Annotated in this window: 12 protein-coding genes; 5 read left to right on the top strand and 7 right to left on the bottom strand. The window is 66.2% G+C overall.

Annotated features, from left to right (window positions below; genetic code table 11):
- Positions 1–466 precede the first annotated feature (466 nt).
- Complete coding sequence (locus R5H29_RS03640; protein WP_111104178.1) at positions 467–2017, bottom strand: BCCT family transporter; 1551 nt, start codon at positions 2015–2017, stop codon at positions 467–469.
- Positions 2018–2187: 170 nt separating this feature from the next.
- Between R5H29_RS03640 and betI the strand changes: the two genes are divergently transcribed.
- From betI to R5H29_RS03615, 5 genes are all read left to right on the top strand, one after another.
- On the top strand, positions 2188–2778 hold the full coding sequence (gene betI / locus R5H29_RS03635) for a transcriptional regulator BetI (protein ID WP_111104176.1): 591 nt from the start codon (positions 2188–2190) through the stop codon (positions 2776–2778).
- Between the two features lie 38 nt (positions 2779–2816).
- Positions 2817–4289: a betaine-aldehyde dehydrogenase gene (gene betB, locus R5H29_RS03630; RefSeq protein ID WP_332328752.1), complete on the top strand. Its 1473-nt coding sequence runs from the start codon at positions 2817–2819 to the stop codon at positions 4287–4289.
- Between the two features lie 101 nt (positions 4290–4390).
- Positions 4391–6073 (top strand): choline dehydrogenase, encoded by a 1683-nt coding sequence (betA, locus tag R5H29_RS03625; protein WP_332328751.1) that lies wholly within the window; start codon positions 4391–4393, stop codon positions 6071–6073.
- Positions 6074–6299: 226 nt separating this feature from the next.
- The gene (locus R5H29_RS03620; protein WP_164145258.1) at positions 6300–7976 is read left to right on the top strand and encodes a long-chain fatty acid--CoA ligase; all 1677 of its coding nucleotides are present in this window, start codon (positions 6300–6302) and stop codon (positions 7974–7976) included.
- A 200-nt stretch (positions 7977–8176) separates the two neighbouring features.
- On the top strand, positions 8177–9046 hold the full coding sequence (locus tag R5H29_RS03615; RefSeq protein ID WP_012480080.1) for a crotonase/enoyl-CoA hydratase family protein: 870 nt from the start codon (positions 8177–8179) through the stop codon (positions 9044–9046).
- Positions 9047–9058: 12 nt separating this feature from the next.
- On the opposite strand, the gene R5H29_RS03610 is transcribed toward R5H29_RS03615, so the two are convergent.
- The 6 genes from R5H29_RS03610 to R5H29_RS03585 form a co-directional block, all read right to left on the bottom strand.
- Positions 9059–11230, bottom strand: a complete 2172-nt coding sequence (locus R5H29_RS03610; protein WP_332328753.1) for a response regulator — start codon at positions 11228–11230, stop codon at positions 9059–9061.
- A gap of 553 nt (positions 11231–11783) precedes the next feature.
- A complete protein-coding gene (locus R5H29_RS03605; RefSeq protein ID WP_019661474.1) occupies positions 11784–12923 on the bottom strand; it encodes a two-component system response regulator in 1140 nt (379 codons plus the stop codon).
- A 205-nt stretch (positions 12924–13128) separates the two neighbouring features.
- Positions 13129–14640: a lysine--tRNA ligase gene (gene lysS / locus R5H29_RS03600; protein WP_332328750.1), complete on the bottom strand. Its 1512-nt coding sequence runs from the start codon at positions 14638–14640 to the stop codon at positions 13129–13131.
- A 158-nt stretch (positions 14641–14798) separates the two neighbouring features.
- Positions 14799–16439 carry an acetolactate synthase large subunit gene (locus R5H29_RS03595; protein ID WP_332328749.1) on the bottom strand — a complete coding sequence of 547 codons (1641 nt, stop codon included), beginning with the start codon at positions 16437–16439 and terminating at the stop codon, positions 14799–14801.
- Between the two features lie 62 nt (positions 16440–16501).
- Positions 16502–17887 (bottom strand): NAD-dependent succinate-semialdehyde dehydrogenase, encoded by a 1386-nt coding sequence (locus R5H29_RS03590; protein ID WP_332328748.1) that lies wholly within the window; start codon positions 17885–17887, stop codon positions 16502–16504.
- 701 nt (positions 17888–18588) lie between these two features.
- Positions 18589–19371, bottom strand: coding sequence for a helix-turn-helix transcriptional regulator (locus tag R5H29_RS03585; protein ID WP_332328747.1), 783 nt, complete (start codon positions 19369–19371; stop codon positions 18589–18591).
- Positions 19372–19494: the final 123 nt, after the last annotated feature.

Genomic DNA, 19494 nt, shown 5'->3' with positions numbered 1-19494 from the left:
CGCCCCGGACGCACCGCGCCGCGGAGTGGTTCTGTCCCCCCGCGCCCATGCGCGGCTGCTGTCGGCGCAGAAGCAGCCGCGCGCGGGCTCGGCTCTACAGGGGGGTGCATCGCAAACGGAAAGGGGCGGGGCCGGGGGGCGCCCGCCCGGTTGCCGTACTTGCGGGCCCGCGGGCGCCGCACGGACAGCCCCAGGGCCCCCGGCACCGCGCCCCCGGCCGCTGGCACGAAGAAGACCGCTGAGGTCTCGGTGCTGCTGCTGACCCCGACGGCCGTCGAGTACGTCCGTCACTGTGGCCTGCTGCAGTCCGTGCTGCGCCAGCTGGCCAGCAAGTACCGGAACAGGGCCGGATCCGCCCGGATCCGGCCCTTTCCGTTTGCGATGCACCCCCCTGTAGAGCCGAGCCTGCGCTCGGCTGCTTCTGCGCCGACAGCAGCCGAGCATGGGCTCGGCTCTACAGAAGCACTCAGCGGCGCGGTGCGTCCGGGTCGGTGCGCAGCGCCTTCAGCAGGCCCCACATGTAGAACGCCAGGGTGAACGAGAACGGCAGGCCGCACAGCACCACCGCCGTCTGCATTGCGCTGAAATTGCCGGCCAGGAGCAGCCCGACGCTGGCCACGGTGATACCGACGGCCCAGAACACGCGCAGCCAGATCGGCGCGTCATGCCCATCTTCCACGCCATCGTCAACACGACGGGTGCACAGGTTGGCGATCATCAGCGTGCCCGAATCGACCGGGGTCAGGAACAGCACGAAACCAATCACCACCGCAGCACCGGCCACGTACGGCGCCCCGGGCAGGTATTCCAGCAGCTTGAACAGCGTCATCGCCGCATCGTGCTGGGCCACGTCGCCCAGGATCGCCTGGCCATGGTTGAGGACCAGGTCGATGGCGGTGTTGCCGAAGATCGACAGCCACGCCAGGGTGAAACCGAGCGGGATGAGAAGCACGCCCATGACAACTTCACGGATGGTGCGTCCCCGCGAGATGCGCGCCACGAAAAGGCCGACGAACGGCGCCCAGGCGATCCACCAGGCCCAGTAGAACAGCGTCCACGAGCCCATCCACTCACGCCCCTTCGGGTCGTTGAGGTACATGTCGAAACTCTTGCGCACGAACGCACCGAGGTAATCGCCGGTGTTCTGGATCAAGCCATCGAACAGGTGCAGGGTCGGGCCGGTGACCAGCACGAACAGCAGCAGGCCGCACAGCAGGCGCACGTTGAGGTTGGAGAGCCAGGCGATGCCCTTTTCCACGCCTGCAACCACGCCGATGGTGGCCACCACCATCATCACCAGCACGATCGCCACCAGCACCTGCGGCGTATCCGGGATGTGGAACAGGTAGACCAGGCCGGACTGCACCACCAGCGCGCCGATGCCGAGGTTGGTCACCATCGAGATCAGCGTGGCCAGGATGCCGAAGCCATCCACCATGTCGCCGATGCGGCCATGGATGCGCTCACCGAAGATCGGGTACAGCGCCGAGCGCAGCGCCAGCGGCAGGTCGCGGCGGTAGGCGAAGTAGCCCAGTGCCACACCGACCAGCGCATACAGCGCCCAGCCGTGCAGGCCCCAGTGCAGGAAGGTCAGCACCATCGCCTCGCGGCCGGCGGCCACGGTGCCGCCGGGTTGCCCGGGCGGATGCAGGAAATGGTCCAGCGGCTCGTAGGCGCCGTAGTACAGCAGCGCAATGCCGATGCCGGCCGAGAACAGCATCGAGACCCAGGCCACGTAGCCAAACGCCGGTGATTCCTCGTTGTGGCCCAGGCGGATGCGGCCATACGGCGAGAACGCCAGCCACAGCACGAAGCCCAGGCACAGCACGATCAGCAGCATGTACCACCAGCCGAACGCGGCCGACACCTCGGCCTGCGCCCATTGCAGCCAGTGCTCGCTGCCTTCGGGATAGAGAACGGTGAGCAGCCCGAGGATGCCGATCGACACCGAGGAGCTGAAGAACACAAAACGGTTCAAGCGCAGGGGCGAACGCTTGGGATGAGCCAGGGAAGACATGGGGTCGTCTCATCAAGTCCGAGGGAGCACATGGGCGGGGCCGGACCGGTAAACCGGGCCCATGGCGTGGGGCGCGAGCGCATCCTAGGGTTTATTGATTGAACGTTCAATCAATAAAAAGCATAATGGCGGGCAGCCCGATCCTTCGGGTCGCAAACCGTGGAGAGACAATGCCGAAGAAAGGCGTGGAACCGGTACGGCGCGAGCAGCTGATCCGGGCCACTTTCCAGACCATCGACGAGATCGGCATGGCCGATGCGACCGTCGCCACCATCGCGAAGAAGGCCGGGCTGTCCAGCGGCATCGTCGCCCACTACTTCGGCGACAAGGACGGCCTGCTCAATGCTGCAATGCGGCAGATCCTGCGCGAACTGAAGGACGCCGTCGCCCGCTACCGCGCCGAGGCCAGCGATGACCCCCGCGAGCAGTTGCGTGCCATCGTCGACGGCAACTTCGACGACAGCCAGATCAACGGCACCGCGATGCGCGTCTGGCTCACCTTCTGGGCCGCGAGCATGCACCAGCCGGAACTGGCCCGGCTGCAGCGCGCCAACGACCAGCGCCTTTTCTCCAACCTGTGCCACCAGTTCAACCGCCTGCTGCCCCACCCGCAGGCCCGCCTGGCCGCCCGCGGCCTGGCCGCGATGATTGATGGCCTGTGGCTGCGCGGCAGCCTGGTCGGCGGCCAGTTCAATGCCGAGAAGTCCCGGCGCATCGCTTACGGCTACATCGACTTCCAGTTGCAGGCTGTCGCGCTATAAGCGCTTCAGCACCCGCCCCCTTCCAAGGAGTACGCCCCATGACCACCCTGCCCGTCCAACAGCTCTACATCCACGGCCAGCGCGTCGATGCCACCAGCGGCAAGACTTTCAAGACCATCAACCCGGCCACCGGCGAGGTGATCGCTGAAGTGCAGGTCGCCAGCCAGGCCGACGTCGAGCGTGCCGTGCAGAGCGCGTCCGAAGGCCAGAAGGTGTGGGCGGCGATGACGGCCATGGAGCGCTCGCGCATCCTGCGCCGCGCCGTCGAGCTCCTGCGCGAGCGCAACGACGAGCTGGCCCAGCTGGAAACCCTGGACACCGGCAAGGCGCTGGCCGAAACCACCACCGTGGACATCGTCACCGGTGCCGACGTGGTCGAGTACTACGCCGGCCTGGCCACCGCCATCGAGGGCATCCAGCTGCCGCTGCGCGAATCGAGCTTCTTCTACACCCGTCGCGAGCCGCTGGGCGTGGTCGCCGGCATCGGCGCCTGGAACTACCCGATCCAGATCGCCATGTGGAAGTCGGCCCCGGCCCTGGCTGCCGGCAACGCGATGGTGTTCAAGCCCTCCGAAGTGACCCCGTTGACCGCGATCCGCCTGGCCGAGATCTACACCGAAGCCGGCGTGCCGGCCGGCGTGTTCAACGTCGTGCAGGGCCCGGGCCGCGAGATCGGGCAGTGGCTGACCGAGCACCCGGTGATCGAGAAGATCTCCTTCACCGGCGGCGTCGCCACCGGCAAGAAGGTGATGGCCAGCGCCGCGTCCTCGTCGCTGAAGGAAGTGACCATGGAGCTGGGCGGCAAGTCGCCGCTGGTGATCTGCGATGACGCCGATCTGGACCGCGCGGCCGACATCGCGGTGATGGCCAACTTCTTCAGTTCCGGCCAGGTCTGCACCAACGGCACCCGCGTGTTCGTGCCGCGCAGCATGCTGGCCGCCTTCGAGGCCGCCGTGGTCGAGCGCGTCAAGCGCATCCGCATCGGCGACCCGATGGCCGCCGACACCAACTTCGGCCCGCTGACCAGCTTCCCGCACATGGAAAACGTGCTGCGCTACATCGAGAGCGGCAAGGCCGAAGGCGCCCGCCTGCTGACCGGCGGTGGCCGTGCCACCGAGGGCGCGCTGGCCAATGGCGCCTACGTGCTGCCGACCGTGTTCTCCGACTGCCGCGATGACATGACGATTGTCCGGGAAGAGATCTTCGGGCCGGTGATGAGCATCCTCGCCTACGACGACGAGGACGAAGTGGTGCGCCGCGCCAACGACACCACCTTCGGCCTGGCCGCGGGCGTGGTCAGCAAGGACATCAGCCGCGCGCACCGCATCATCCACCGCCTGGAAGCCGGCATCTGCTGGATCAACACCTGGGGTGAATCGCCGGCCGAAATGCCGGTCGGTGGCTACAAGGAATCGGGCGTCGGCCGTGAGAACGGCATCTCCACCCTCGGCCACTACACCCGCATCAAGTCGGTGCAGGTCGAGCTGGGCGACTACGCCAGCGTGTTCTGACCGGCGCGCCGCAAGCCAGCACCCTCGTCCGGCCACCGCGCCGATCCGACATTCCGCCGCGACGCCTGCATGCAGCGCGCCGCGGCCTGCAGGAGACACCCATGAGCACCCATAACGAGTACGACTACATCATCATCGGCGCAGGCTCGGCCGGCAACGTGCTGGCCACCCGCCTCACCGAAGATGCCGATGTCAGCGTGCTGCTGCTGGAAGCCGGTGGCCCGGACTACCGGTTCGACTTCCGTACCCAGATGCCGGCGGCGCTGGCCTTCCCGCTGCAGGGCAAGCGCTACAACTGGGCGTACAAGACCGATCCGGAGCCCTTCATGAACAACCGCCGCATGGACTGCGGACGCGGCAAGGGCCTGGGCGGCTCGTCGCTGATCAACGGCATGTGCTACATCCGCGGCAACGCGATGGACTATGACAACTGGGCCAGCATGCCGGGCCTGGAGGATTGGACCTATCTGGACTGCCTGCCGTATTTCCGCAAGGCCGAAACCCGCGACATCGGACCCAATGACTACCACGGTGGCGACGGCCCGCTGCGCGTGACCACGCCCAAGGCCGGCAACAACGAACTGTTCGCTGCGATGGTCGAGGCCGGCGTGCAGGCCGGCTACCCGCGCACCGACGACCTCAACGGCTACCAGCAGGAAGGCTTCGGCCCGATGGACCGCACGGTGACCCCGAGGGGCCGTCGTTCCAGCACCGCCCGCGGCTACCTGGACCTGGCCAAGCCGCGCCCGAACCTGACCATCGTCACCCACGCGCTGACCGACCGCATCCTGTTCTCGGGCAAGCGTGCGGTGGGCGTGCAGTGGCTGCACAACGACCAGCCACAGCGTGCCACCGCCCGCCGTGAGGTGCTGCTGTGCGGTGGCGCCATCGCCTCGCCGCAGATCCTGCAGCGCTCGGGCGTCGGCCCGGCCGACCTGCTGCGCAGCCTGGACATCGACCTGGTGCACCACCTGCCAGGCGTCGGCGCCAACCTGCAGGATCACCTGGAGATGTACCTGCAGTACGAATGCAAGAAGCCGGTGTCGCTGGCGCCGGCACTGAAGCTGTACAACCAGCCGGCGATCGGTGCCGAGTGGCTGTTCCTGGGCACCGGCATCGGCGCCAGCAACCAGTTCGAGGCCGGCGGCTTCATCCGCAGCGACGCCGAATTCGACTGGCCGAACCTGCAGTACCACTTCCTGCCGGTGGCGATCAATTACAACGGCTCCAACCCGATCAAGGCGCACAGCTTCCAGATGCACGTCGGTTCGATGCGCTCGCCCAGCCGCGGCCGCATCCATGTGCGTTCGAAGGATCCGCGCGAACATCCGAGCATCCTGTTCAACTACATGTCGCACGAGCAGGACTGGCGTGAGTTCCGCGCGGCGATCCGCATCACCCGCGAGATCTTCGCGCAGCCGGCGCTGGCACCGTACAGCGGCCGCGAGATCTCGCCGGGCAGCGCGCTGCAGACCGACGCGCAGATCGACGCATTCGTGCGCGAGCATGCCGAGACCGCCTACCACCCGTCGTGCTCGAACAAGATGGGCCATGCCGATGACCCGATGGCGGTGGTCGACGGCCAGGGCCGCGTGCACGGGCTGGAAGGCCTGCGCATCGTCGATGCCTCGATCATGCCGCAGGTGGTGACCGGCAACCTCAACGCGCCGACCATCATGATGGCCGAGAAGCTGGCCGACGTGATCCGCGGCCGCACCCCGCTGGCCCGCAGCACCGCGCCGTATTACAAGGCCAACGGTGCACCGGTGCGCAAGCAGGGCTGAGCCAGCCGCACACCTTGAAACACCCGCCGGGCATGGCCCGGCGCTACCAGGCGCGTCCTGCCTTCGGTAGCGCCAGGCCATGCCCGGCGCCGTTTGACGCGTTCGCACAATGCGCCACGCAAACCCCTCTTCGCGTTTTCCCTACGGCGGGGTATGCTGCAATGAACGGCCATTGTCGATACGCTCGGGGCCGAACCTAATACATCACGATTCCTGGAGGGGGAATATGAGTCTGGATCGTCCCTGGCTGCAGAGCTATCCGAAAGGCGTTCCCGCCGAAATCGACGTCAACGAGTTCCATTCGGTAGCTTCGGTCTTCGACGCTTCCGTCGCGAAATTCCGCGACCGTCCCGCCTACTCCAGCTTCGGCAAGGTCCTCACCTATGGTGAGACAGACGCGCTGGTCACCCAGTTCGCCGCCTACCTGCTGGGTGAGCTCAAGCTCAAGAAGGGTGACCGCGTCGCCCTGATGATGCCCAACTGCCTGCAGTACCCGGTGGCCACCTTCGGCGTGCTGCGCGCCGGACTGACCGTGGTCAACGTCAACCCGCTGTACACCGCGCGCGAACTCAAGCACCAGCTGGTCGACGCCGGCGTCAGTGCGCTGGTGGTGGTCGACAACTTCGGCGACACCGTCGAACAGGTCATCGCCGATACGCCGGTCAAGCACGTGGTCACCACCGGCCTGGGCGACCTGCTCGGCGCCAAGGGCGCGATCGTCAACTTCGTACTGAAGTACGTCAAGAAGATGGTGCCCAACTACCACATCAAGGGCGCCGTCCGCTTCAGGCAGGCGCTCAAGCTGGGCAGCCGCCACGCGCTTCCGCCTGTCGAGATCGACCACGACGACATCGCCTTCCTGCAGTACACCGGCGGTACCACCGGCGTGGCCAAGGGCGCGATGCTGACCAACCGCAACCTGATCGCCAACATGCAGCAGGCGTCGGCATGGCTGTCCACTTCAGGCATCGAGCCGGGCAAGGAAGTGATCATCACGGCCCTGCCGCTGTACCACATCTTCGCGTTGACCGCGAACGGCCTGGTCTTCATGAAATTCGGTGGCTGCAACCACCTGATCACCAACCCGCGCGACATGAAGGGCTTCGTCAAGGAGCTCAAGGGTACCCGCTTCACCGCCATCACTGGTGTCAACACGCTGTTCAACGGCCTGCTCAACACCCCCGGCTTCGACGAGATCGACTTCTCCTCGGTCAAGTTCACCCTCGGCGGCGGCATGGCGGTACAACGTGCCGTGGCCGAACGCTGGAAGAAGGTCACCGGGGTGACCCTGGTCGAAGCCTATGGCCTGACCGAGACCTCGCCGGCAGCCTGCATCAATCCGCTCACCCTGCCCGAGTACAACGGCGCCATCGGCCTGCCGATCCCGTCCACCGATGCCTGCATCAAGGACGACAACGGCAACATCCTGGCGCTGGGCGAAGTGGGTGAACTGTGCATCAGGGGCCCGCAGGTGATGAAGGGCTACTGGCAGCGCCCGGAGGAAACCGCCACCGCCATCGACGCCGACGGCTGGCTGCACACCGGCGACATGGCGAAGATGGACGAACAGGGCTTCTTCTACATCGTCGACCGCAAGAAGGACATGATCCTGGTGTCCGGCTTCAACGTGTACCCGAACGAGGTCGAGGACGTCATCGCGATGATGCCCGGCGTGTTGGAAGTGGCTGCGGTCGGTGTCCCGGACGAGAAGTCCGGCGAGGTCGTGAAGGTCGTGATTGTGAAGAAGGACCCGAACCTGACCGCGGAAATGGTCAAGGAACATGCCCGCGCCAACCTGACCGGTTACAAGCACCCCAGAATCGTAGAATTCCGAAAGGAGCTGCCGAAGACCAACGTCGGCAAGATTCTCCGTCGCGAGCTGCGTGATACGCCCGCCCGGTAAGGGTTTCCGGGCAACACGACAGTACAGGGGACCCCGCCGGAGACGGCGGGGTCTTTTTATTGCCGGAACATGGCCGGCCCGGCGCTTGCGGGCGGTTCACGACGGGTGCATAGAATCAGTCGCCGCCGCATGTTCAGCTCGCCCCCTCACTCCTCTCCGTCCGCTCTGCGGTTGGCCGGACGGTCACACGGAGAACTCCCATGTCTGCAGTACGCCCCATCATTACCCGTCCCTCGCAGCACCCTACCCTGCGTATCACCGAAGAACCCGAGCGGGACGTTTACTGGATCCATATGCACGCCAACCTGGTCAACCAGCCAGGCCGGCCGTGCTTCGCCTCGCGCCTGGTCGATGACATCGTCGACTACCAGCGCGAACTGGGGGATCGCCTCAGCGCCTCGCACGCTCTGTCACCCCATGTCGTACTTGCCTCGGACAGCGACGTGTTCAACCTGGGCGGCGATCTCGAACTGTTCTGCCGCCTGATCCGCGAGGGCGACCGCGCCCGCCTGCTCGACTATGCCCAGCGCTGCGTGCGCGGCGTGCATGCCTTCCATGCCGGCCTGGGCACCCGTGCCCACAGCATCGCCCTGGTCCAGGGCAATGCACTGGGGGGCGGCTTCGAGGCCGCACTGAGCTGCCACACCATCGTCGCCGAGGAAGGCGTGCTGATGGGCCTGCCGGAGGTGCTGTTCGACCTGTTCCCCGGCATGGGCGCCTACTCCTTCCTGTGCCAGCGGATCAGTCCGCGGCTGGCGGAGAAGATCATGCTGGAAGGCAACCTCTACACCGCCAGCCAGCTGAAGGAAATGGGCCTGGTCGACATCGTGGTGCCGGTGGGCGAAGGTGTTGCCGCAGTCGAACAGGTGATCAAGGAAAGCCGACGCATCCCGCACGCCTGGGCGGCGATGCGTGAGGTCAACGAGATCGCCACCATGGTGCCGCTGCATGAAATGATGCGGATCACCGAGATCTGGGTAGACACTGCGATGCAGCTCGGCGAGAAGTCCCTGCGCACCATGGATCGGCTGGTACGGGCGCAGGCCCGGCGCAATGGCGACCCGGCCTGATCGTCTGGCGGGTCAGGACGGGCTGCGCTCGCTGTCGTCGCGGTGCGGTGCCCCCGCACTACGGGCATCCAACGCATTCCTGCCGTTGCGCAGAGCGGTCGCCAGGTTGCTGAGGCGGGCGCTCCATTCACCCTTCAGCTGCCAGTCCGCCATGCGCATGATTTCGCCACTGGAGGCGGCAACCTGGACAAGCCCCAGGTTGCTCGCCACACCGCGCAGCGCGTGTGCATGCTCGCGGAAATCCTCCCAGGCCTGGCGCTCGCCGCAGCCCTGCAGTTGGCCCATGCTCGCGTCGACGTCCGCCAGGCATTGGTCGATGAACTTGCGTTCGAAGCCATCGCCCATGCCCAGCGACGCCAGCTCGTCCAGCACCGCGGTATCGAGCACGCCATCGCCGACCGGCAATGCAGGCACCGACTGGATGCCGGGCTCGGCGCGGGTGTTGGCGGCGACATCGGCCAGCACTTCCAGCAGGCGGGTGGCCACCACGGGCTTGGCAAGGAAGGCGCGGGCGCCGGCCTGCTCACAACGCAGGATGGACTCGGGGGTGACGTCTGCGCTCAGCACCATGACCGGAACGTAAGGCATGCCGCTGGCCTGCATCACCCGCAACTGCTTGAGCAGATCCAGTCCGCTCATGCCGGGCATGTGCAGGTCGACGATCGCTGCGTCGTAACTGGCCTGCTCCAACGCATCGAGCACTTCGGCGCCGCCGTTGACGCAGGTGACCTTGTGGCCGGCCTTCTCCAGCAGCCGCTGCAGCACCATGCGGTTGGCCTCGTGATCGTCGGCCACCAGGACCCGCAGGCTGCGCACCCGTGCACGATGGCGCAGGAAGGGGTTGGAAAACGCGATGACATTGCCGGCTTCAGCCACCTCGGACGGAACCGCCGGGGCTGATGCGGTCTCTGCGACGTCCAGCGTGATCTCGACCCAGAACACGCTGCCGCGCGGGCTGTTCGGTGCATAGCCGACCTGCCCGCCCATCGACTCGACCAGGCCCTTGGCAATGGCCGTGCCCAGGCCGGTGCCCTCATGGCGACGGGCCAGGCCGACATCACCCTGCTCGAAGGCATTGAACAGGCGCCCACGCAGCGCCACCGGCACGCCGATGCCGGTATCGACGATCTCGAATCGCAGGCGCATCCGTTGGCTGCCCGGCGCGTCCGGGCTCGACACGCGCAGATGCACGTAGCCGCTGTCGGTGAACTTGACCGCGTTGCCCATCAGGTTCAGCAGGATCTGCTGCAGATGCCCGGCATCACCCAGCAGGCGCGGCGGCACGTTGTCGTCCACCTGCACGCGATAGTCCAGCGACTTGGAGCGGGTCTGCGGGGTCAGGATCAGGTTGATCGCCTGCAGCACGTCGGCCAGTGCGAACTCGTGCGACTCCACGCGCACCTTGCCGGCTTCGATCGCGGAGATGTCCAGCACCTCTTCCACCAGCGCCAGCAGGCTGCGGGTCGAGGCCTGGATGGTGTTCAGGCACTCGCGCTGTTCGTCGTCCAGGCGGGTGGTGGCCAGTACTTCGGTCATGCCCGCCAGCCCGTTCAGCGGCGTGCGGAACTCATGGCTCATGTTGGCCAGGAAGCGGCTCTTGGCTTCGTTGGCCTGGCGCGCCTCGGCCACCGCCCGGGTCAAGGCATGCAACAGCGAATCGAAGTACAGCGGAATCGCGCCCAGGCCCAGCAGCAGGCCCCAGCCCAGATAGTCGTGGCTGCGCCAGTAGGGCGACAGCATCACCGTGCACAGGAACGCCAGGCAGCCCATCGCCGTGGCCACGCGCAGGTAGGTGCTGCCGTAGCGCATGCCGTTGCCGATCGTGACCCACAGCATCACCGCATACAGCGGTGCGGCCGGCTCGCCCTGGATCGTCATGATCCAGGCCATGCAGGTGTAGTCGGTCAGCATGCCGATCACCCGGCGCACATGCGACACGCCCGGATTGACCAGGATCGCGGCCAGCAGGCCTGCGGAAATGGTCAGCTCGAAGGCGAGGATCAGCCACGTCGCAGTCAGCGCCTCACCGCCACCGCTCAGCGAGCGCCAGCCGAGATAGCTGATGAACAGCGCCGTGATGATGATGCGGATCAGGTTCTGCGCGTGCTCGCTGTCCTCGCGCCCGGACAGGCGCTGCTTGAAGCGGGCCAGCAGCGAGCGCTTGTCGGAGCCAGTGGCGGGCATCGTATCCATGGTCGGATGTCGCATCCTTCGGCGCAGCAGGGAGGAGCAGCACAACGGTACCGCCAACAGCCCCAGCCACAGTGAAACCGCCAGGCCCAGGTTGGCCTGCCAGTAAGGGGTCAACAGCACCGTAGTGCCGAAACTGGCCATGGCCAGCACGACGGCAGCGGCCAGGTACCGCGGCCCGAAGCGCAGGCCGTTGCCCACTGTCACCCACATCACCACCGCATACACCCACGCCAGCGGCTCACCCATCTGGATCATGCCGATCGCGATCAGTCCGTAATCGGCCAGCATCCCGGCCACCCGTCGCGGGTCCGAGCGCTGCGGCCTCCACAGCAGCCAGCCGAACAGCAGCAGCGACAGGCCCAGGCCGGTCACTACCGTTGCCAGCACGCCCTGGTACTGATCCAACCGGTGCAGGCGGGCACCGGACAGCAGAACATAGATCAGGATCAGCGAGATCAGCACCACCCGCACGATCGCCTGGCCATGTTCCGAATCCGGACGCTGCGCCAGCCGACGCTTCACGCGTGCGAACAGGTCCTGCATGTCACCCACCCGGTCGCGTCGATGCCGTCGAGTGCTGGGCGCAGATGTCCATCAACTGCTGGCGGCCGCGCATCAGCGCATCCACGCAGCGTGGATCGAACAGGCGGCCACGCTGTGCGTACAGATAGGCCAGTGTGGCTTCCATGGTCCATGCTTCCTTGTACGGACGGGGTGAGATGAGTGCGTCGAAGACATCGGCGACAGCAACGATCCGCGCTTCCAGCGGGATCGCTTCGCCGACCAGGCCGTCGGGATAGCCGCTGCCGTCATAGCGCTCGTGATGGCGCAGCGCGATGAGCGCGCCCACCTGGATGAAACGGTTCTGGCTGCCACTGAGCAGCTCGTGGCCGATGCGTGGATGCCGGCGCATGATCGCCAGCTCCTCGTCATTGAGCTTGCCCTGCTTGAGCAGCACCGCGTCGGGAATGGCGATCTTGCCCATGTCATGCAGCGGTGCGGCCATCTCGATCAGGCGCACGTCGTCTTCGGGCAGGCCCAGCTGCTCGGCAATCAGCCCCGCCACGCGCGCCATGCGTTCGAGGTAGGCACTGGTGCCGGCATCTCGGAACTCGATCGCCCGTGCCAATCGCGACAGGGTCTCGCGTTCGCGTTCCTCGACCTCGTGCATGCTGGCCAGCAGGCGCTGCTCCAGCGACAACGCGCGCTGCTTCACGTTCTCGGTCTGCTGGCGCAGCTGCAGCAGGTTGTAGCAGCGCGCGCGCAGTTCGCGCGGGCGGATCGGCTTGACCAGGAAGTCGATGACCCCCGCTTCCAGCGCCGCCTGCCGGATCGGCTCGTCGCCGACCACGGTGATCAGGATCACCGGGATATCGCGGTGCTTGGGCAGGCGACGGAAACGGCGGGCGAACTCCAGCCCGTCCATCTCCGGCATGCGGTAATCCAGCAGCAGCAGGTCGACCGGGTGCGCCTCGCACCAGGCCAATGCGGTCAGCGGATCCCCGAAGTCATGCACGCTCAGTTCCGGCGCGATGTCTTCGATGACATGACGCAGCATCGTCCGCGCGGACGTCTGGTCGTCAACAATGACGATGTTCAACGCGTACTCCGCCTGGTTTCTCGACCATGCTGGATCATCAGCAGGCGAGGATACCCTGCCGCTGCGAACGCTCGCACCCTGCATCGGCCCGACTCCCGTGTCATGCGTCCCGGTTCATGATCGTCATCACATTGTGAAGCGGACTCTCCACAATGCGCACTCCCCTTGGCGCCGATCAAGCCATAACAGACGTCAAGGTAGTGCATTAACGATACGCCGAGTGCGGGAGGCGTCAATCGCGCCGTCTCATTTCGCGACGGCGCGCACAAACAGGGGTCAAAAAGACGACTTACTGCTCCGGACGCATGTACGGGAACAGCAGCACGTCACGGATCGAGCTGCTGCCGGTCAGCAGCATCACCAGGCGATCCACGCCGATGCCGAGGCCACCGGTCGGGGCCATGCCGTACTCCAGCGCACGGATGTAGTCGGCGTCGTAGTGCATCGCCTCGTCGTCGCCGCCTTCCTTCGCGGCCACCTGGGCCTGGAAACGCTGCGCCTGGTCTTCCGGGTCGTTCAGTTCGGAGAAGCCGTTGGCCAGCTCCTTGCCGTTGACGAACAGCTCGAAGCGATCCGTGTAACCCGGGTCGTTGTCGTTGGCACGAGCCAGCGGCGAGACCTCCACCGGGTGGTCGGTGATGAAGGTCGGCTGGATCAGGGTGTGCTCGACCGTGGCCTCGAAGATCTCCAGCAGCAGCTTGCCCCAGCCGTAGGACGGCTTGACGCGGATATTCAGGCGCTCGCAATGGCGCAGCAGCGCGTCGCGGTCGGTGCAGTCGGCGACGGAAATCTCGGGGTTGTGGTGGCGCACCGCCTCGTCCATGCGCCAACGGCGGAACGCCGGGCCCAGGTCGATCTTCGCACCGTCCCACTCCACCTCGGTGCCGCCGTTGACCGCCTTGGCCACGTCACGGATGACGCCTTCGGTCAGGTCCATGATCTCGTTGTACGTGGCATAGGCCTCGTACAGCTCCATCATGGTGAATTCCGGGTTGTGGCGGGTGCTGACGCCTTCGTTGCGGAAGTTGCGGTTGATCTCGTACACGCGCTCCAGGCCACCCACGGTCAGGCGCTTGAGGTACAGCTCCGGCGCCACGCGCAGGTAAAGGTCCAGGTCCAGCGCGTTGTGGTGGGTGGTGAACGGCTTGGCCGCCGCGCCGCCGGGGATGTAATGCATCATCGGCGTCTCGACTTCCAGGAAGTCGCGGTTGTCCAGCCACGCGCGCATGGCGCGGATGATCTTCGAGCGCTTGATGAATACCGCGCGCGATTCCGGGGTCACGATCAGGTCGACGTAACGCTGGCGATAGCGCTGCTCGACGTCGGCCAGGCCATGCCACTTGTCCGGCAGCGGGCGCAGCGACTTGGTCAGCAGGCGGATCGATTCGGCCTTGACCGACAGCTCGCCGGTCCTGGTACGGGTCAGGCCGCCTTCGACGGCGATGATGTCGCCCACGTCCCAGCCCTTGAAGGCGGTATAGGCATCGCCCAGCACCGTGCCCTGCAGGAACAGCTGGATGCGACCGGACTCGTCCTGGATCTGCGCGAAACTGGCCTTGCCCATGATGCGCTTGGCCATCAGGCGGCCGGCCATCTTCACCTGGCGGCCGTTACCTTCCAGCGCCTCGGCGGTCCACTGTTCGGCATCGGCGAACTCTTCCTGCAGGCGGCCGGCGAAGTCCTCGCGACGGAAATCGTTCGGATACGCGATGCCCTGCCCACGCAGCGCTTTGAGTTTCTCACGGCGCTCGGCGATCAACTTGTTTTCGTCGACGGGGGGGGTATCGGTAGCTTCGCTCATGGATCTGCGGGAATCGTGTAGTGAGGGGGATCTTGCGCCCGGCACAGCCGGTTGCCCAGCATACCAAAACCGTCCAGCCCCAGCCGGGAGAGGGGTCAGATCCCCCTGCTACGCAAAGGAATCTGACCGCCTCCGGGACCCTGCCTGGCCCTGGATGTCTACCTGTTGCCGGGGAAGGCCTGCCGCAACTCATCCACCAGCACCCGCTGGTTCTCCGAATAGTCCACCGGCACCGACACCAGGTGCACCCCGCCCTCGTTGAAGGCCGCCTCCAGGGTCGGGACGAACTGCTCGATGGCCGTCACCTCATGCCCCTTGCAGCCATAGGCCTCGGCATACTTCACAAAATCGGGATTGCTGAAGGTCATGCCGTAGTCGGTGAAACCATCCACCGCCTGCTTCCAGCGGATCATGCCGTAGGCACCGTCGTTGAGGATCAGCACCACCAGGTTCAGGCCCAGCCGGCGCGCCGTCTCCAGCTCCTGGCTGTTCATCATGAAGCCGCCGTCGCCACACACCGCCAGCACCCGTCGTTGCGGGTAAAGGATCGAGGCCATGATCGCCGACGGCAGGCCCGCGCCCATGGTCGCCAGCGCGTTGTCCAGCAGCAATGTGTTGGCCACCTGGGTGCGGTAGTTGCGCGCAAACCAGATCTTGTACATGCCGTTGTCCAGCGCCACGATGCCGTCCGGCGGCATCACCTGGCGCACGTCGTGCACCAGTCGTTGCGGGGTGAAAGCAGCGTCCTCGGCGCGATCGGCAAGGTGCTCGAGGATGGTCGCGCGCAGCGGCAGCAGCGCATCGGCATGGGGCACCGCGCCTTCGATGCGGTCGGCCAGTTGGGTCAGCGAACGGCCGATGTCACCGATCACTTCCACCTGCGGGAAGTACACCTGCTCCACCGCCGCCTGCGAGTAGCCGATATGGATCACGGTCGGCCCGCCTGGACGCATCACGAATGGCGGCTTTTCGGTGACCTCATGGCCGATGGTCACGATCACGTCGGCCTGGTCGATGGCCATGTGCACGTAGTCGCGTTCGGTCAGCGCCGCGGTACCCATGTACAGGCCCGAGCCGCCGGCCACCGCGCCTTTGCCCATCTGCGTGGTGAAGAACGGAACGCCGGCGCGTAGAACGAACGCCGACAGCGCCTCGCTGGACTGCGGCCGCGACGCCGCCGAAGCGATCATCAGCAACGGCCGCTTGGCATTGCGGATGATCTCCGCGGCGCGGTCCAGCGCCTCGGGGCTGGCAATCGGCCGCTCCACCGCATGCGGCGGAATCAGCGACACCCCTTCTACTTCATCGGCGGCGATATCCTCGGGCAGCTCCAGCAACACCGGGCCCGGGCGCTCCTCCTGGGCCACACGGAACGCTTCACGGACGATGGTCGGGATGGTGCGCGCCGAGACGATCTGCCGCGCCTGCTTGGTCAGCGGCTTCATCGTGCTGACGATGTCGACGATCTGGAAGCGTGCCTGCTTGCTGGCCACGATGCCCTTCTGGCCCGTGATCATGATGACCGGCCACGCACCGAGCAGCGCGTAGGCGGCGCCGGTGGTGAAGTTGAGCGCGCCCGGACCGAGCGTTGCCAGGCATACGCCCGGCTTGCCGGTCAGGCGGCCATACGTGGCCGCCATGAACACCGCCGCCTGTTCGTGGCGGGTGATGACCAGTTCGATGCTGGAATGGCGGAGCGACTCGACCACGTCGAGGTTTTCTTCGCCGGGAATACCGAAAATGCGCTCGACGCCTTCGTTCTCAAGTGCGGCGACGAGCAGATCTGAACCCTTGGACATCGGATGCCGTCCTTTGTGCTGGACTGATGGTGGATCGTTGCAGGAAGGATGAGAGCCGCGTGTCAATGCTTGTCGAACCACACTGTCTGCGCGTTGACGAATTCTCGGATGCCGAAGTGCGAGAGCTCGCGGCCGAAGCCGCTCTTCTTCACGCCGCCGATCGGCACGCGGGGGTCCGAAGCGGAGAAGCCGTTGACGAACACACCGCCGGTCTGCAGCCGGCGGGCCAGCTGCATGGCTCGGGCGCGGTCGCCGGTCCACAGGTTGCCGCTGAGGCCGAACTCGCTCTGGTTGGCCAGTTCCACCGCGTGGTCGGCATCACGGGCGCGGCTGATCGAGGCCACCGGCCCGAAGGTCTCGGTATCGAAGGCCTGCATGCCCGGCTCCACGTCGGCCAGTACGGTGGGGGCGTAGAACGCGCCCGGGCGATCCAGCTGATGGCCGCCGACCAGCAGCTTCGCGCCGGCCTCCACCGAGGCGCGTACCTGCGCATCCAGCTGTTCCAGCAAGTCCTGGCGGGCCATCGGGCCGATGCGGTTGGCCGGGTCGCGGCCATCGCCGATGCTCAGTGCCTGCACCTTCTGGCAGAACTGCGCCACGAAACGGTCGTAGACCGCGTCTTCGACGATGATGCGCTTTCCGGCGATGCAGACCTGCCCGGTGTTCTGGAAGCGCGAGGCGACCGCGGCATCTACGGCGGCGTCCAGATCGGCGTCGGCCAGCACGATGAACGGATCCGAGCCACCCAGCTCCAGCACTACCTTCTTCAGTGCCTGCCCGGCCTGGGCGGCGATGCTGCGGCCGGCGGCCACGCTGCCGGTCAGGGTGACGGCGGCGATGCGGTCATCGGCGATCGCACGGCTGGTACCCTCGCGGCTGATGTTGGCGGCGATGAAGGTGCCTTCCGGCAGCCCGGCATCACGCCAGGCGGCATCGAGCAGTTGCGCGGTGCCGACGATGTTCTCGGCCGGCTTCAGCAGGAAGCCGTTACCGCCCATCAGGATCGGTACCGCCGCGCGCATCACCTGCCAGTACGGGAAGTTCCACGGCATGATGCCCAGCACCACGCCCAGCGGCAGGTAGGACACGTAGGCCTTGTCGTCGGGCACCTGGGTCGGCTCGTCGCGCAGGAACTGCGCACCGTGGTCGGCATACCAGTCGCACAGCACGGCGCACTTCTCGATTTCGGCCAGGGATTCGGCCTGGACCTTGCCCATTTCGGCGGTAGCCAGCGCAGCCAGCTTTTCACGGTCGCGGCGCAGTACCGCGGCCATCGCACGCAATACGTCTGCACGCTGTTCGAGGCTCCTCGTGCTCCAGGCGGCGAAGCCAACCTGGCCGCGATCGAGGATTGTTTCCAGCTCGGCATCGGTGGCAAAGGGATGGCTGGCGATCTGCCGGCCGGTGGCCGGATCGCGGGAAATGGCGGTGGTGGGGGCAGCGGACATGCAGGGCTCCTGGTGTCTCGACAACGGGCGGTGGCCCGTCTCCTGCGCAGGAATGTGGACCCGAATGGCGGAGGCAACAAGGCGTCTGCTTATCCTGTGACCTGCACTTACCTGTCTGAAGGGGGATAGGTGCCGGCAGGGCTGCGCCCTGCACCCGCAGAGGCCAGGGCAACGTCAAGGTCAAAGGCCTGCATTCCGTGGGATGGCGGGGTGGGTCCGGTTGCGGGGGACGGCGTGAATCCCCCTCCGGGGTCCGGCCCAGCCACCGGCGGCTGGGCGTTCGGGCGCTTGCGAAGCAGTGCTTCGCAAGCAAAGCGCCCTCACCCATGTAGCCTCGGTCGCGCCATCCATGGCGCTGACGCCCCCGCAACCGGACCCACCCCGCCTTCGACAGATTTCCGCGATCTGTCGGGAATACTCTTGGGATCTGACCCCGGAATTTCTTTCGATATCTGACAGATGTGTCGACCAAGGTCGACACCTACCAACAGCCGCGCGAAATTTGTCTGAGGCGGGGCGGTGTGGGTTGGCAGGACCGTTGGCGCCATGGATGGTGCCATCGAGCCCCCATGGATGGGTTCACGGCGTGTCCTGCCAGCCCACACCGCCCCGCCATCCCAAGGATGCTCGCTGTTGCTGTTGCTGTTGCCTTGGCTTGAAGCCTCTGCGGGTGCAGGGCTGCAAGCCCTGCCGAACACCCCCTACTTCCGCGGCAGGTAAGTCACCAGGGACAGATCGTGCCGGCTCTCCGGCACCAGCGCCACGTACTGCAGGTCCAGCAACCCGCGCGTGGGATGGTTCAACTTCTTCGCACCTTCATCGAACCGGCGCACGTCATGCTCCGGCCACCACTGACGGAACTCCTCGCTGTGCGCGGCGATGTCCTCCACCAGCGCCAGGAACGGGGCCTTGTCCGGGGCCTGCGCCATCGCCGCACGGAAGCCTGCCAGCAGGCCGCGGGTCATTTCTTCCCAGTTGAGGATCAGCGTGCGGTACGGCGGGTACAGGAACATCAGCCGCAGCGTATTGCGCTCGTGCGGCGCCAACTGGCTGTAGTCCACGAACAGCTCGGCGATGGCCGGGTTCCAGGCCAGGATGTCGAAGCGGGTATTGCGCACATACGCAGGGATCGGCTGCATCGCCTCCACCAGCTGGCGCAGGCCATCGGTCACGCTTTCGTCCGGTGATTCCAGTGGCACGCCATAGCCGGACAACGCGAACGCATAGGCGCGTTCGTCGTCGCTCATGCGCAGCACCTGCGCCAGGCGCTCAAGCACCTCGGGCGAGGCACGCACTTCGCGGCCCTGCTCGATCCAGGTGTACCAGCTGACGCTTAAGCCGATGGCCAGCGCCACTTCCTCGCGCTTCAGGCCCGGGGTGCGCCGGCGCCCGGCCGGCAGGCCGAGCGTGGCGGGGTCGACACGGGCGCGGCAGGCCTTGAGGAAACCGCCCAGTTCCTTGCGTTCACTTTCGCTGCGCATCATCGCTACCGCCGTGCCCGTTGTAGCGTCGAGCCATGCTCGACGCATCTGCTACCCCGCGAAAAGCAGCTGAGCATGGCTCAGCTCTACAGGACGCGTGCTCGACCACCCTCGGCGTTGCGCACG

This window comes from Stenotrophomonas sp. A3_2 (assembly GCF_036624925.1).
GTDB lineage: Bacteria > Pseudomonadota > Gammaproteobacteria > Xanthomonadales > Xanthomonadaceae > Stenotrophomonas > Stenotrophomonas hibiscicola.
The sequence above is the reverse complement of the archived record's forward strand: the minus strand, read 5'-3'. Positions and strand labels throughout refer to the sequence as shown.